This is a genomic window from Ochrobactrum sp. S1502_03 (assembly GCF_044435015.1).
Lineage (GTDB): Bacteria > Pseudomonadota > Alphaproteobacteria > Rhizobiales > Rhizobiaceae > Brucella > Brucella chromiisoli.
On the sequence record NZ_JAYEXN010000018.1, the window covers coordinates 1 to 13,291 of the forward strand.

Consider the following 13,291-nt stretch of genomic DNA (forward strand, 5'->3'; position numbering starts at 1 on the left):
GATCGTCGGTTCGTCATTGTGAAGATCTAGTTTGGTGTGTAGCGATGGAGCAATATAGATTCCAATGGCAATTCCGAGCGCTATCCCGACGAGAAAACTACGGCCGAACACGGTCAGTATCCATTATCTTTAAGATATTGATCAATGGCATCACGAAGAATGACCGTCATCTTCAGACCATTGTCATGAGCAGCGTTCTCAAGCCGGCGTTTGGTTTCATAATCAAGCGAAACATTGACGAAATGTTTGCTTTCGCGTTCACGGGCTTTGCGAAGTTCGCGCAGTCGGTTACGGGAGTCTTCTCGACGGTTGGCATTTTCAATTGCACTTGCGCGGTGTTGTTCCGGCGTTGTCTCTAGATGCTTATCCTGCTTTTTCTGACTTGCTGTCGCGCGCGCCGATTCATTTCCAACGTTTGCAGCGCCATCTTCTTGCACGTGAGAAATAGGCGGGATGGCAGTGTCTTTATCCAGATCAACTGAACGTTTTCGACGTTCCGCGACAGGGAAATCAGAAAGAGAGATTTTTCCCTTAGCCATTGATAGTCTCCCCGCGGTTTTCGTTTTTAAGTTGCTCCAACTCCTCGACGAATGCATTCACCTCCGCTCTGGCCTTGAGAACCGGTTCACTCGGTTCCAGCATTTGTAGTGTGCCAAGACCGCTGCGGATTTCTCTATAGCAATTTCGTTCGATTAATTCCGTATCGAGAAGTACGGAATTGTATCCGTGTTCGCTTAAATTTTGGACGAAAGGGCGAATGATCCGGTATTCTTCGAGGTGCCGGTTGACGATGGTGATGCGCGTTCGCAGAACTGCTTGAGGGATACTACGGTCAAGAAGGTCCGTTCGTGTCGCAATTGCCTCTGCTGCTTCACCAACTGCTTTAATCTCATCCTGGGCGGGCTGAATGGGCGTGATGACGATATCTGAATGGTCGATTATCGTATCCATCACAACACTATCGACGCCCGGCGCGTCGATCAAAATGGCGTCATAGTTGTCCTCCTGTGACGACATTAACTTTTCTATATTGTTCTGACGAAGTGCCGTCGCCAGTGAAATCGACGCCGGTACATTGTCCTTAGCCTCGCACCGCTTCCACCACTCGGCTAAGTTCTGTCGTGGATCGGCATCTATTAGCAATACCCGTCGATTTTTGAGTGCGAGTTCACCTGCAGTCAAAATGACCGCGGTCGTCTTCCCCGCTCCGCCTTTGCCGCTTACCGAAGATATTCGCAGTGTCACGCTGGCCCTCCAGTACCTGGATAATGCTGGTTATCTTTGTGTCGATTTATTGCCCGAAGCGTCGGCAAATGCAGCCCACACGGCGCAAGAATAGATGTTAAGATAAGGTAATTTCACACGATGTGACAACACTCAATGTAGCATGTGACACACCATGTGTTCACATCAAATTATCACATCACTCGATGACTGGAGTTTGGGAACATATTTCTCCCAATCGAGTGTGAACCCCGGAGCCGCGCAAGAGCCGTCTGTGCCGCTCGCACGCAGTCCGGCAAGGGCGAAGAGCGAAGCGTCCCTTGCTGGCGAGTACGAGGGGTGCAGAAAGGCGATAAAGCGGTCTGGAGGTGAACCTTGGTGAGCGTGTTTCCTTTGAAACGCCGGGGCGTAGCCTCGGCGTAAGGGGTGAGCGGAGCGAGGCCAAGTTAGACGAATATTAAATGGTTCTGCTCGTAATTGGTTAGGCAGGATACGGAAAAATGTGCTACACTTTTCCTAATCAATCGCGAAACACGTCCGCGATCATCGATTGCTGCGCTGAATTGGAGCTAACAACGCCTATGAATGAAGCAATTTCAGAGGATATGAGGGGCGCTAAACCCAAGCCGCAAACCATTCATAGCCGTGTTTCGGCGGACGAATATGACGCGATCGACGACGCCACGAAGGCGGCTGACATGACGATGAGCGCATTTTTCAAGGTCGTTTTGCTGCAAGGGGCGGGGACAAAGCCGATCTTCAATGACGAAGATAGGGCGCTTTTGTCTCTCATGCTTGAGGATATGCGCATGATTGGCATCAATCTCAATCAGGTTGCTCGAGCACTGAATAGCGGCAAATCGGTTTCGGATGGCGAAATCCGCATGGTGGTGGGTGACGTGCAAAAGATGCAGGTTGCGGTTCTCAGTGAACTGAGACGCGTTACCAAGCGGTCAGGGTATAGGTACCGCAGCAAGGACTAGCGACCATGGAATTTTTTCTCGGGGCTTTTGAGAGTGAGTGGGAGCATCGCCGAGCGGCGTTGCTGCATGAGCTTTCGCTGGGTTCGAGTGCTGCAAGCAGCGCCGAGGAAGAAATGCGCCGGAGGTTGCGCGAATTACAGATCGCAGGTGGTGCCGCTGCAGCAAGTGGCGGTTCAGTGCCAAAAATGCGCACGCGATCCTCGAGAGCGCTGACAAGCGCAGGTAGTGCGTCAAACAAACAGGTTGCTATCGCGAGGCCGATGGAAACACGTTTGGCCGCAGTTGCAGCAGGTAGTCAACCGGCTGTAGTCAAAATGGCGTCGTATGGTGGCGGTGCGCGGTTCGGCGCGATGGTCAATTACGTATCGCGCAGCGGGGAAATTTGCGTCGAAAAGGAAAACGGTGAACGCCTTAAGGGTCGCGAGGAGCTGGCACGGTTGCGCGGTCATTGGGAGCCATTGTTTCAAAATCGGGCCGAGAGCAGGGATATTGGAACTTTCCGGGTGACGATCGAAGCTGCCGGGTTCGCAACAGAAGAAGCTTTGCACCAGCACGTGCGCGATAGTTTGACTAGCGCATTCGGTAATCGCAGCTTTGCTTATGCCGTTTCGCAACCATCACATGGCGTTTTAAAAGTTGACGGTGTGGTGGTGTTGCGCAGCATGGAAGGGGAACGGTTGACCGGCGACCCGAAGGCGGCGGACATTATTCAGAGGCGTTACAACGAAAGCGCAGCGTCCGAGCTCGGGAGGGCGCGGTTCCGTTTTACCGGGTATGGAAATGGCGTTGAATATGGCGCCGCCAAGCTGAGAAGTCTGGTCGAGGATCATAAGGGCGACGTTCGTGATGATAAGGGGCGCGTTGTCTCAGATGCGCGTTCCGCCGGCGAGCTGGTGCAAAAGCAGTGGCGTCGGGAGTTGCACAGCCGCAAGGGCAGGGATGTGATGCATGTCATCATGTCTGCCAAAGCTGGCACCAACGTTCAGGCTTTTGAAAGTGCTGTTCGGGATTTTCTGGCCGCGCAGTTCGAAGGGCATCGCTACATATTTGCGATGCATGATCCGTTCAGCGACCCGAAGGAGAGGGGGCAGGGTGGAAAGCGACCGCATATACATGCTCATGCCATTATCGCCATGCGTTCAGATGCCGGTGATCGGGTGGAAACCTCGCCACTGGTTTTTCGCCAGTGGCGCGAACTTATGGCCGAAAAGGCGCGCGAACACGGAATCGCAATGGAAATGACGGACAGGCGCGAGTTTGCAAATGCCCCAGCCTATACGCGCAATCAGGTGCGGCCGGTTAGTTGCGATGGACGAACGGAACATGAGGGGACGAGTGCAGCAGCTCAGTCGCGTTATGATGCCAAGCGGTCGGGTCGGCGGAGCATGGCGCGAAGCGTCCGAAGTCGTGAATATATCGTAAAGGTAACTCAGAGTTGGGAGAAAATCGCAATGGCTAGCGGCGATCACCAGATTGCCTCATACGCCATACAGCAAAGAGATATAGTTGTATCAACCAGTTCACCTCAATCGGAAGCTAAAACTTCTAACATCGTTCATGCAGATTTCGGGTCACATTACCACGCCAATTTGGTAAGGTTGCAGAACATCATTTTGGAGGGTGAAAAAATGCGCGAAATGTCGAGAAGCGATTTCGAGGCATATGAGAAAGAAGTTGAAAAAGCTTTGTTCCGGCTTGGCCGCAATCTCGGACCGGAGGAGAAAGCCGATCTGGATCAGATAGCGCAGTTTACGCGCGAGCACGTCAATCTAATGCGCGAGCATATGGAATTGACGGAACAGCGTGGAATGACCGCTGAAGCGCCTTCTCGTGAAAGCGAGCAGGATAGCCCGTCGATGCAGATCGCTCGGGAACCCGATTCAGAAATTGCAAAGCCAGCGCATGTTGTCGCGGAAGCGGAGCAGGGTCGGTCATCGGCTGATAATGCGAACGATCCTCATTCCAGCATGGATGACGAGGAGAAAGCGGCGGCAGCATCTTATCAGGCCGAAATGGATCGTTCATTCCCGAATGAAATCACGAGCCGATATTACATTCGTGAGGATCACGGGGGGACGCAGCGAGTCTTTGCCGATTCAAAGGGCGAGCGCGAAGTGTTCCAGGACAATGGAGAGAAGCTGCGCGCTAAATCGTTCGATGCTCAGGGCGTTCGATTGATGATCGAAACAGCAGTGCATCGAGGCTGGACGAGCATCGAGATCACGGGGAGCAAGGAGTTCCGCCGTGAAACCTGGCTGGAGGGCCAGGCCCACGGTATTTCGGTCAAGGGCTATCAGCCGACCGAACTGGATTGGCAAGATCTGGCTCGCCGGGAGCAGTCCTATTTGCGTAATGAAATTGTTCCAATCGAGGGAAGGGCACTGGATGCGGCTCACCGGGATCAGGAGCAATCTGCAGGTTCGGATCAGTCGAGCAAGGTCGATAAAGAGAAACAGAACGCAGATAATTTCGGAACGCCGCACACCAAAACCGTCGACTATAAGGAGGGTGTTCAGGGTATCCTCATCGAGACAGGCGAGAAGCCCTATCAGGATAATGAAAAAAATGAGCCTTCGCCATTTGTGGTTATTGAAACTACCAATGGCACTCGCACGGTATGGGGTGTCGGACTGCCGGATTCGTTGCATCGTGCTGGCGCTGAAATCGGCGATGAAATTCAATTGCGGTCCACTGGTACGGAACGCGTCCTGAAAACCGTTATACAGGAGATTGACGGTCAGAAGCACCGTGTCGAACAAATGGTCGATCGCCGGGCATGGGAAGCGAACGTGTTTGAAGGACGGGATCGGAAAGATGGAAAAGTTGACGGTGCCAAACAGCTCGACGATCAGGTTAATTTGGAAGTAAAGGGCGTCGTTCGGGACGGAGAGACAACCCGTGCAGATCTGCCTCAGCAACAGGTTCCACGATTGCAGGAACTAGAACAACAGCAGCAACAAAAGAAGGAACGCGACGAACACGAGCGTTAGAGGACGATGCGACACGATTATATCTATAATTCACCTCCCGATCCGAAGGCTGACGACGCTTTTGCAAAATTCTTTGCTGTTCTGTTCTGGCTCGTCCTTGGTTTGGTTGCGATCGTGTACGTTGCTACTGTTGTGAGAGCCTGGTTCAACGCAGCCGTTGCGTGGGCAACGGATATGTTCGCTTACGTTGCGAGCTTTTTGCCGTTTTGATGGGATCGTTAAAATGGCCGAAGCTTTGTAGTCGGCCGTATTTTAGGTTAATGCTTCGATGCAGCTAAATTTTTGCGCGCCGCTTGAGGGAAGTTTGGAGCAATTCGACTAGACCAGAGCGCTGATCAGGCTTGAGTTTGTCGAGATTGCGCTGCCGCCAGCGAATTGCGGGAAGCTCTGCGACATGACCGATCTTCAGCAAGGACCAATTTGGTTCACCACGCTCGAACTCGATCAGAAATTCGCGGTGCTCATCCGGCATTCCGCCGATCAGTTCCTGAATCATCTGCTGCTGCGTTTCGATCAGTTCTTCAATGTGAACCACCTCCTCGGTCATGCCTTCGAAACCATTGCGGTATTCATTCGCGAGGTCTTTGACGCGGCCCGAAAGTACCTCGCCCATGGGGCGATTGTGGCTGAGGAGATAAACAAGAAAAACTTCGCGCAACTCGTCGCTTAGCCCTTCATGGGCGAACAAACTGCGCACATCGAAGAGATCACGTGGATGCTGGCGATCAAGCGCTGCAACCAATTTTCCTGCAAACAGGTCTTCAAAGGAAACGACGCTGGTTTCGGCAAAACCGAAGACCTCTTCGACCGCTTCGGTAACAGGGATCACAGAAGGTTCGTGCACTACACCACGCAAGACAGGAGAGACCTCAATCTTCACCTGTGTTCCCTCGGCCATGATAAGAAGTCGCAAGATCGCGCCATCGTGGACGTTTTCGGCGACGCGAGCGCCAGGCACTTGCGCTAGAACTTCCGCTCTAATCCGCTTCATGGCTGTATCAATCTCGGCCAGTGCCTCTGGCCTGTCGTTGACAGGTAAATACATGAGGTCGATGTCAACGGAGAGGCGTGGCAGATTGCGTATAAATAAATTGATCGCAGTTCCACCCTTGAGCGCGAAACATGTCTCGCGCGCCACAATAGGAATCAGGCGCATAAGCAGCCTGACCTGGCTCTGGTACTGATCACGAAATGGCATCGATGTCCCCCGGTACGGTGATGAGATAGACGGGATCGAGCTTGCCACCGGGCACAAGCATGCGCTTACCCTTCCCGAGATCGATTGCGGTTTTGTCCAGTCGCTTAAGCCACGCATGGCCATGTCGATCAGCGAAATAAAAGAATAGACGTTTAACCTTCACGCTCGCGCAACTTAGAAGCAATTTTTGCAGCCGCCTCGGGCTGAAATTTGCCGCACTTTGCATAATCATATCCGCCTGGTGGAAACTCTCATGGCGCGGTAGTTCATCGAGCATTTCGAGATAAGCGCGCTCTGGCTGTGAAAGCGTCATAGGCCAGTCCCACTGCCCCCATGCGACGCTGCCAAGCCCTTGTGCGGTTGGTTCATTACGAAACAAGGTAGCGCTGTTATGATAGACAAAGCGCTGTGGCAGTTGCAGCTTGTTTAGCCATGCAGGCGGTTTTTCTGGTCCGTAAAGATGAACAATTCTTGTCTCGTTAGTAAGGTAATGCGCAAAGCCCTGCAATTCTAACGCCGTGCGTCCGCCGACATAGAGCGGTGCTCGTAAAAGCAGGGTCTGAAGCGATATGATGACTTGCTGCCAACTCAGAGTGCCGCGCGGTTTTTTATAGATGCTACGTACCGGCTGTTCCAGCCAGCCGTTCTTAACGTAGTAAGCGCGCAGGTTACTGGCTATGCCGCGCTCTTGCAGCCAGGCAGCATCCACGATCAACCCTTCTGGCAGGTCTCGCTCGAGTCGGTTTAACAGTGAGGTTGTTTGCTCAGCCATACTGAGTATAATAGACAACTCTTAAACCATTATCAAGTTTGAGTGCGCCATCATTTACTCAGCAGAATTGAGTAAATCCAGATAAATTCAAACCATTCCTTCAATCGTCCGTCGCTACCGAGTAAGCAGGGCTCATGTCACAAGTCAACCTTAGTTCTCCACCAGCATGGCCTGCAAATATCCATTCTACGCGGCAATGGCACAAAAAATGAGCTCATCATCGACAGTTCTCGCGCGGTTTGCAGACACCAGCCGGCCTCCTGCGCGCCGCGGTTATTTTCACAATGTGACATTGCTCATCAGTCCAACATCCTCCGGGTCCGGGACAGTAGCGTTGAATATGTCGAGATAACTTTTCCGCTTGCGAGGCGATGCGCCCGAGGCTTCGACTTTCTCATTAACAGCCTGCAATAATCGCTTTGCACTTGGTTTAAGCTGCGCTTCGACCTCTTGAAGACGATCATTGATTTCATCTGGTGAAATTGCTGTCTTCGTGTCTTGACCCATTGTTGGCAATTTGACGCTCAGATTGACCGTTCTGATATTTGCTTGCTTCGTGACAGCGGCTTCAGGAACTGGCGCGGAGTTCGCTGTGCTTGCTTCTTGCGAAGGTTCCTCATGCTGTTGAGGGCGATAGGGTAGGGGGCTACTGGTCTGCTCAATGACCGGTTGCCCGTCGTTCGCGTATTCGCTCGTCAGTGCTGGAACTGGCTTATGAGGTAGATATTCAATCACCGGCACATCAGGAACGTGCGATTGCGAATAAGCTTCAGCGGATTTAAAGGGTTGGGTGTTGAAAAATCTCAGCTTGTCGCCATAGATTGGGCGTTGTCCTTCAACGAGCAAGATCATCTTGTTTTCCGGCATTTGCCGCACTTCTTGCGGCATCATCAAATCGCGTTCTCGGATTTGCTCAACTTTTGTGCGCCGAGGTAAACCGAGAATCTCGATGGTGCGGGATTCCGACTTGTAGCGGATGGTTCTTTTTCCGAGTGCACGGGATGCATATTCCGCCGTGGCCTGATCGTTGGCGCCTAGCACCAGCTGATAACCACAGTTGCCGAGAAGGGAGTGGCGCGAAGTCTCGCCATAAATCTCGTCGAGATTTTTGACATCCTGAATAATGATAGCTAGCTTGATATTATAACCAGCCACATAGGGAAGCTTCGTCATAATCTCATCCATCTTTTTAAGCTGTCGAAATTCATCCAGCAAAAAATAGACGGGAATTGAATTGGGATCGTGTTCCAGAGTCAGAATGTTCATGACCTGCTGCACGAACAATGTGAGAAGTGGGCGCAGGATCGTAATATCGGTGATATTGGGTGCGAGATAAATCGAGATAGGCCGCCGTTTCATGGCGGCTATGTCCATGTCGGTTACTTCTGTCGCGGCTACAATACGTTCATTTCGGAAGGGTCTAAGCGCGTTCTGGATATCCAGCAGCGCGGATGCTGCCGTCCGCTCTGACAATGCAAGAAATGCGTTAAAGCTTTCGACCGTATATTTTGAAAGGTTCGGCTCTTTTTCCTTGATGAACTTGATCTGCGCCTGAAGATCAACACCACTGTTCACGAAGGAAACGACTTCGCCGAGGTTGCGCCGTCCGTGATAATAGGGGCTTTCCAGAACATAGCTGATAATCCCGGCTACGACTTGTTGTGCCAAACCCTGCCAAACTGAATTTTCAGAGCCCAGATTCTCAGGGACGAGAATGCTCGCAATATTCTGAATATCCATCGTACGATTGCCGCGCTCGGGGCGCACAAAATCGAGAGGATTATATCGATTTGTCCTCTCAGAGCCGGGGGCAAAGAGGAAGACCTGGCTACCGTTCTTCTTGCGATACCCTGCTGTGGCTTTGAAAATTTCGCCCTTCAAGTCGGATACGATCATTGACCCTTCATGCATGAGAGCGTTTGGAATGACATAACCCGCTCCCTTTCCCGATCGTGTAGGGCCGATTATCAGATGATGGCGACTGTCGGCCGCTCGTAGCACATTTCGGCCGAACCGACCGAATATGTGCCCTTTCTTGCGGAACCACTTGCTGCGACGAAGGCCCATGACGTCCTGGAAAGCTGCATCGCCCAAGGGGTTTTCGTAGCTTCTGAGACCAAGATAGCCAGCAAATACGGCGGCTGCGATGGCAGGCAACAGGGCCCCGATGGAAACGCGCTGCAGAGTGGGGTTTGATACATAGGCCCAGACTTGCTGAAGCGGAGCAAAAGGATTCTCGGTGATGGTAATATTCAAAATTCGGCTGTCTTTATAAATGACCCCGAGGACGACCCCATAAGCCAAGGTCCAGACCAAGAATGCGATGCCGGCACAGAATATCAGATAAACCGCTTTGTATCCCTTGCTCATGGCACCTCGTTTCGTGCAAAAGATATCTCCGATACGCCTCGTTTTCCGCCGTCTCGGCGTAACTGGATGACAATGGGGATGACCATTCGAATGTACGACATGAGGTCATGCTTCGAATATCCGCCCGATAGCCCGGCTTGTTGCATCATCATGGCAAGCTGTTCATAGGCTCCTTGCGGAGTATCAGCATGAACAGTCGACATAGAACCTGGATGACCGGTGTTAATGGCACGAAGAAATGAAAACGCTTCGGCGCCGCGGATCTCACCAACGAACAGACGGTCAGGACGCATTCGAAGGGACGATTCAAGCAAGTGTTGAATTGTAACATCAGCCGTGCCCTGCCCACCTTTCGAGGCTACCAGATGAACGCGGTTCTCCTGGGGCGGTAACAGCTCGCGGGTGTCTTCCAGCGTGATAATCCGTTCCTTTGGATGGACAGATTTCAGGCAGGCATTCAGAAAGGTTGTCTTTCCCGATGATGTACCGCCGCTAATCAGGATCGAAACCCGTTGCGTGATGGCGGTGTTGATGAAATCGAAAATTCTGTTTTGCTTCAGATGCTCGATCAGCAGTCGATCAATGTCACGAAGCCCACCAACAGCCACGGAAACCTTGTCCAGCGAACCGCTATCCCTGTATTCTTCCAAGCTGAAATTGCTAACGACCTGCCTGCGGATCGATATCGAGCCGCCATCCGGTGCAGCAGGTGGAAGAACCACCTGAATGCGCTCGCCAGTCGGGAGTGCTGCACTCAGGATTGGCGCGGATTTGCTGACGAATTGATCCGTTGCACCTGCGACGCGCTCACCGATATTTTGAATCTCTGCCGCTGTGAGCGCATGAATCTCGTGGAACTCCATGTGATCAGCACCTAGCCTCTCGATATAGACGTGGCCCGGTTTGTTGACCGCTATTTCTACGACCTTTGGATCGTTGAGAAATGGACGCAGTGGTTCAAGCGCCCGATCCAGAAAGTAATATCTGCTTTGTGTGGCCGTTGCCGCACTATTTGCCCCTGCGTTCACGTTGAATTTCCTTCATCGCCTCTGTTACGGGATCGTCGTACATCGCCGAAAAATCGAGGTCCTGACGCACGAATATGAAGATACGTTCGCCTTGATGGACGCTGATTGTTGGTTTGATACGCAAGTTCTCGCTCAGAGCGGTATTTGCCATTTGAGAGAATGTTTCGGCGATGGTTTCGCGGGCTAGTTCTTCACCCCGTTTCGCATCATCGTTGTTACGACCGAAGGCTTCCCCGCTGCCGAAACCAGTCAGATAGCTAGCGCCGGCGCCCACCACAGATAACATGATGGACGCGCCGAACCGTTCACGCCATTTTTTGTCGACGATGCCGGTCAGGCCGGAACGGCCAAGGCTGTCAGTTCCCACGGAGTTCAGGCGCACGCTTACACCATCATCCCTAAGCAAGCGGGTCCAGACTACGAAAACGCGGGTCTGGCCCGTCATGACGTCGCTTTGATATTCACCAATGAGGCGGGTGCCGGTCGGAATCAGAATGCGACGACCATCAAAACTGTAGACGTCTTCTGACGTGATGGCGCGAACCTGGCCTGGCAGATCGCTTACAATCGAGGTTTCAAGAATACCCGGGATCAATGTCCCTTCGGGAACGACCGCATCGATGCGCTTGATTTTCGTAGCCTTGGCATTACGGTCGGCCATTGCCGAGGCCGTCGCCAGAAACTTGCTGTTTCTGTCTTCGCCAGCAACAGTCGGTGTTCCTTCGCCACTATCGCCACCAAGTCCCCCATTTGCTCCGCCTGATCGCGCTTGATCCATCTCAATCAGTTTTGATTTGAACCGGTCTGGAAATTCTTCAACGATCTCCGGCGTGGGTGCCTGATCGGGTTCCTTCACCGCGACTGTCGGCGGAGGCGGGGGAGGGACATTAAATGTCGTGGTGTCGACTTTCTCCGGCTCCGGTGGCGGTGGCGGCGGCGGGATATTGATGATGTTGGGCTCGATTGCTGTAGGAGGCTGATCCTGGTCGCGCACGAAAGACGGCGGTCTGAACGATGTGGTGCTGAACTCCTCGTCACCGCGCACGAGATCGCGCGGTTTCTCCGTAGGTTGTTTGAGAACAAAATAAGCCATAGCAACACCTGCAAGCAGAAATACCGCCATCGCAGCCGTCTGATTCCGCTTTGCATTCTTGTTACTGACTCCGGTGTCATCGGCAGACGCCAGTGCTTCCAGTTCGGGAGACTGTTTCATCAGTTGCCGCTCCTTCTCCGCTTGGTTGCCACTTGATCAGGCGCAGGACCCATGATGTCGGGATCGGGTGCGCCAAAATCCGGCTTTCTAAGGTTGAAGATGCAGATCCACTGATCACCGTCGCGGAGGGTGTATTGAGTTGCCGTGCCATCCACGACCAGATATTCGCCTTCCTTGCGGAAGTTACGCAATGTTTCGGAAAAATCGCTGTTCACAGCAAAGATTGCTGGCGTCCGACCAGTGAATTTGAAGAAGGTTTTCTTGCCATCATCGAAAACCCTTGAGGGTTTGAGTTTCGTATCGCCCGTAAAGGAATAGTCGATATTGACGTTTGCCTTGTCGATTGTAGAGATATTCGGGTTGGCAGCGCGATATTCAGCCTCTTTGCGCATCGCTGCATTCAAATCCTTCTCGGGGTAAATGAAACGGACGCCAAAGACTTGTCTGCCCGCATCGGGCGCATAATCGTGCAGTTCCAAAAAATAGATGCGCTTGGTCGTGACAACGTTCATGTTTGTAACGACGTTTTTAGCCGTCGGCTTCACAAACAGAATGTTGCCTTTTTCGGTTGGAGCAACCTGCCAGCTCTCTGTATCGCCGAGTGAAATCGTCTCAAACTTTTCATCTTCATCGAAGATGATCATTGTCGATATGCCATAGGTTGCAGAAATTTTGACGACATTGTTGGGCTGATAGACGACACTGGTCACACGTGAATCCAATGAGCCAGCCCTAGGCGTCTGGGCAGCGTGGGCGTGCAAAAGGAGGACGGTCGAGAACGCCGCCGCGAAAGGCAAGCGGTTTCTCATCCCTTGCTCCCTTCCGTGACGGTTTCCTGATCCCGCCTGTAATTGTAAACCTGGAAGCCGAGGGGATTTTCAAACCGCCATTCATTGGTGGCGGGTTCGTCCGTGTAGCGATAGCGCACGACAGCTATGTAGTGTCTGGTAATGGCATCGGTATCGGATTTTTCAGTGGTTGAGAAACGAACAAGAGCGGTTGAATCGTTGGGGAAGGTGACAGACTTCACATCGACAAGCACACGCTTGTTTTTCCCGTAGATCTTTGCCGGATTGTTCGGATTCGCAGCGCTGTATTGCTCTTGCAATTCGCGAGCGGCATCACCTGTCGACAATAGTGCCGCCGTGCCAAAGTTTGTATCGATCGCGTAAGGATCATAGCCTTCGCGCGTCCTGATATACCGAACGACGTTGGCTTGCGTGATTGCGCGTGAATCGGTCAGATTTTGCGCTTTTGTCAGTCCGCTTTTGGTTTCGATGTAGCCGGTAGCCTTGTCTACGACGACAATCACAGGCTCGAAAGATTTTAGCGGAACCAGCATAACGAGCGCGAGCAATGCGAAAAGCGCGACGAGCCCGAATATGATGGTTACGAACCATGCCACGGCCTTTGAACGTTTTGCTTTCCGGACGATCTCGTTCTCCCAACGATCACCGTCCTGAAAATAGCTTCTCAATGCAGCTTCTCTGGAATCCGTCATTATCTGGCCTTT

At 52.4% G+C, this 13,291-nt stretch carries 12 protein-coding genes; 3 read left to right on the forward strand and 9 right to left on the reverse strand.

The window, feature by feature from the left end:
- Nucleotides 1-113: 113 nt before the first annotated feature.
- Both VBH83_RS12575 and VBH83_RS12580 read right to left on the reverse strand, forming a co-directional pair.
- Nucleotides 114-539, reverse strand: coding sequence for a hypothetical protein (locus VBH83_RS12575; RefSeq protein WP_396997981.1), 426 nt, complete (start codon nt 537-539; stop codon nt 114-116).
- Nucleotides 532-1,245, reverse strand: a complete 714-nt coding sequence (locus VBH83_RS12580) for a ParA family protein (RefSeq protein ID WP_396997983.1) — start codon at nt 1,243-1,245, stop codon at nt 532-534. The genes VBH83_RS12575 and VBH83_RS12580 overlap by 8 nt, the downstream gene beginning before the upstream one ends.
- A gap of 560 nt (nt 1,246-1,805) precedes the next feature.
- On the opposite strand from VBH83_RS12580, the gene VBH83_RS12585 reads away from it, so the two are divergent.
- The 3 genes from VBH83_RS12585 to VBH83_RS12595 are packed head-to-tail and all read left to right on the forward strand — an operon-like array spanning nt 1,806 to nt 5,407.
- Nucleotides 1,806-2,207 (forward strand): plasmid mobilization protein, encoded by a 402-nt coding sequence (locus VBH83_RS12585; protein ID WP_396997985.1) that lies wholly within the window; start codon nt 1,806-1,808, stop codon nt 2,205-2,207.
- 5 nt (nt 2,208-2,212) lie between these two features.
- A complete protein-coding gene (locus VBH83_RS12590) occupies nt 2,213-5,197 on the forward strand; it encodes an LPD7 domain-containing protein (RefSeq protein WP_396997987.1) in 2,985 nt (994 codons plus the stop codon).
- 6 nt (nt 5,198-5,203) lie between these two features.
- Nucleotides 5,204-5,407, forward strand: a complete 204-nt coding sequence (locus VBH83_RS12595; protein ID WP_396997989.1) for a hypothetical protein — start codon at nt 5,204-5,206, stop codon at nt 5,405-5,407.
- 64 nt (nt 5,408-5,471) lie between these two features.
- Here the strand turns inward: VBH83_RS12595 and VBH83_RS12600 are convergent, their stop codons facing one another.
- From VBH83_RS12600 to VBH83_RS12630, 7 genes are all read right to left on the reverse strand, one after another.
- Complete coding sequence (locus VBH83_RS12600) at nt 5,472-6,395, reverse strand: nucleotidyl transferase AbiEii/AbiGii toxin family protein (protein ID WP_396997991.1); 924 nt, start codon at nt 6,393-6,395, stop codon at nt 5,472-5,474.
- Nucleotides 6,382-7,167 (reverse strand): type IV toxin-antitoxin system AbiEi family antitoxin domain-containing protein, encoded by a 786-nt coding sequence (locus VBH83_RS12605; protein ID WP_396997993.1) that lies wholly within the window; start codon nt 7,165-7,167, stop codon nt 6,382-6,384. The genes VBH83_RS12600 and VBH83_RS12605 overlap by 14 nt, the downstream gene beginning before the upstream one ends.
- A 279-nt stretch (nt 7,168-7,446) precedes the next feature.
- Nucleotides 7,447-9,537: a type IV secretory system conjugative DNA transfer family protein gene (locus tag VBH83_RS12610; RefSeq protein WP_396997995.1), complete on the reverse strand. Its 2,091-nt coding sequence runs from the start codon at nt 9,535-9,537 to the stop codon at nt 7,447-7,449.
- Nucleotides 9,534-10,565 (reverse strand): P-type DNA transfer ATPase VirB11, encoded by a 1,032-nt coding sequence (gene virB11, locus VBH83_RS12615; RefSeq protein ID WP_396997997.1) that lies wholly within the window; start codon nt 10,563-10,565, stop codon nt 9,534-9,536. The genes VBH83_RS12610 and virB11 overlap by 4 nt, the downstream gene beginning before the upstream one ends.
- Nucleotides 10,546-11,778 carry a type IV secretion system protein VirB10 gene (gene virB10 / locus VBH83_RS12620; protein ID WP_396997999.1) on the reverse strand — a complete coding sequence of 411 codons (1,233 nt, stop codon included), beginning with the start codon at nt 11,776-11,778 and terminating at the stop codon, nt 10,546-10,548. Before virB10 ends, virB11 begins: the two co-directional genes overlap by 20 nt.
- Entirely contained in the window at nt 11,778-12,587 is an 810-nt protein-coding gene (locus VBH83_RS12625; protein ID WP_396998001.1) for a TrbG/VirB9 family P-type conjugative transfer protein, read from the reverse strand. The genes virB10 and VBH83_RS12625 overlap by 1 nt, the downstream gene beginning before the upstream one ends.
- Nucleotides 12,584-13,279, reverse strand: a complete 696-nt coding sequence (locus tag VBH83_RS12630) for a virB8 family protein (RefSeq protein WP_396998003.1) — start codon at nt 13,277-13,279, stop codon at nt 12,584-12,586. The genes VBH83_RS12625 and VBH83_RS12630 overlap by 4 nt, the downstream gene beginning before the upstream one ends.
- Nucleotides 13,280-13,291 lie beyond the last annotated feature (12 nt).

What these genes read in the sequence shown, in the direction of transcription:
- VBH83_RS12575 (WP_396997981.1), bottom strand. Translation starts at nt 539, where the DNA reads ATGGCTAAGGGAAAAATCTCTCTTTCTGATTTCCCTGTCGCGGAACGT.
- VBH83_RS12585 (WP_396997985.1), top strand. Translation starts at nt 1,806, where the DNA reads ATGAATGAAGCAATTTCAGAGGATATGAGGGGCGCTAAACCCAAGCCG.
- VBH83_RS12590 (WP_396997987.1), top strand. Translation starts at nt 2,213, where the DNA reads ATGGAATTTTTTCTCGGGGCTTTTGAGAGTGAGTGGGAGCATCGCCGA.
- VBH83_RS12595 (WP_396997989.1), top strand. Translation starts at nt 5,204, where the DNA reads ATGCGACACGATTATATCTATAATTCACCTCCCGATCCGAAGGCTGAC.
- VBH83_RS12600 (WP_396997991.1), bottom strand. Translation starts at nt 6,395, where the DNA reads ATGCCATTTCGTGATCAGTACCAGAGCCAGGTCAGGCTGCTTATGCGC.
- VBH83_RS12605 (WP_396997993.1), bottom strand. Translation starts at nt 7,167, where the DNA reads ATGGCTGAGCAAACAACCTCACTGTTAAACCGACTCGAGCGAGACCTG.
- VBH83_RS12610 (WP_396997995.1), bottom strand. Translation starts at nt 9,537, where the DNA reads ATGAGCAAGGGATACAAAGCGGTTTATCTGATATTCTGTGCCGGCATC.
- virB10 (WP_396997999.1), bottom strand. Translation starts at nt 11,778, where the DNA reads ATGAAACAGTCTCCCGAACTGGAAGCACTGGCGTCTGCCGATGACACC.
- VBH83_RS12625 (WP_396998001.1), bottom strand. Translation starts at nt 12,587, where the DNA reads ATGAGAAACCGCTTGCCTTTCGCGGCGGCGTTCTCGACCGTCCTCCTT.
- VBH83_RS12630 (WP_396998003.1), bottom strand. Translation starts at nt 13,279, where the DNA reads ATGACGGATTCCAGAGAAGCTGCATTGAGAAGCTATTTTCAGGACGGT.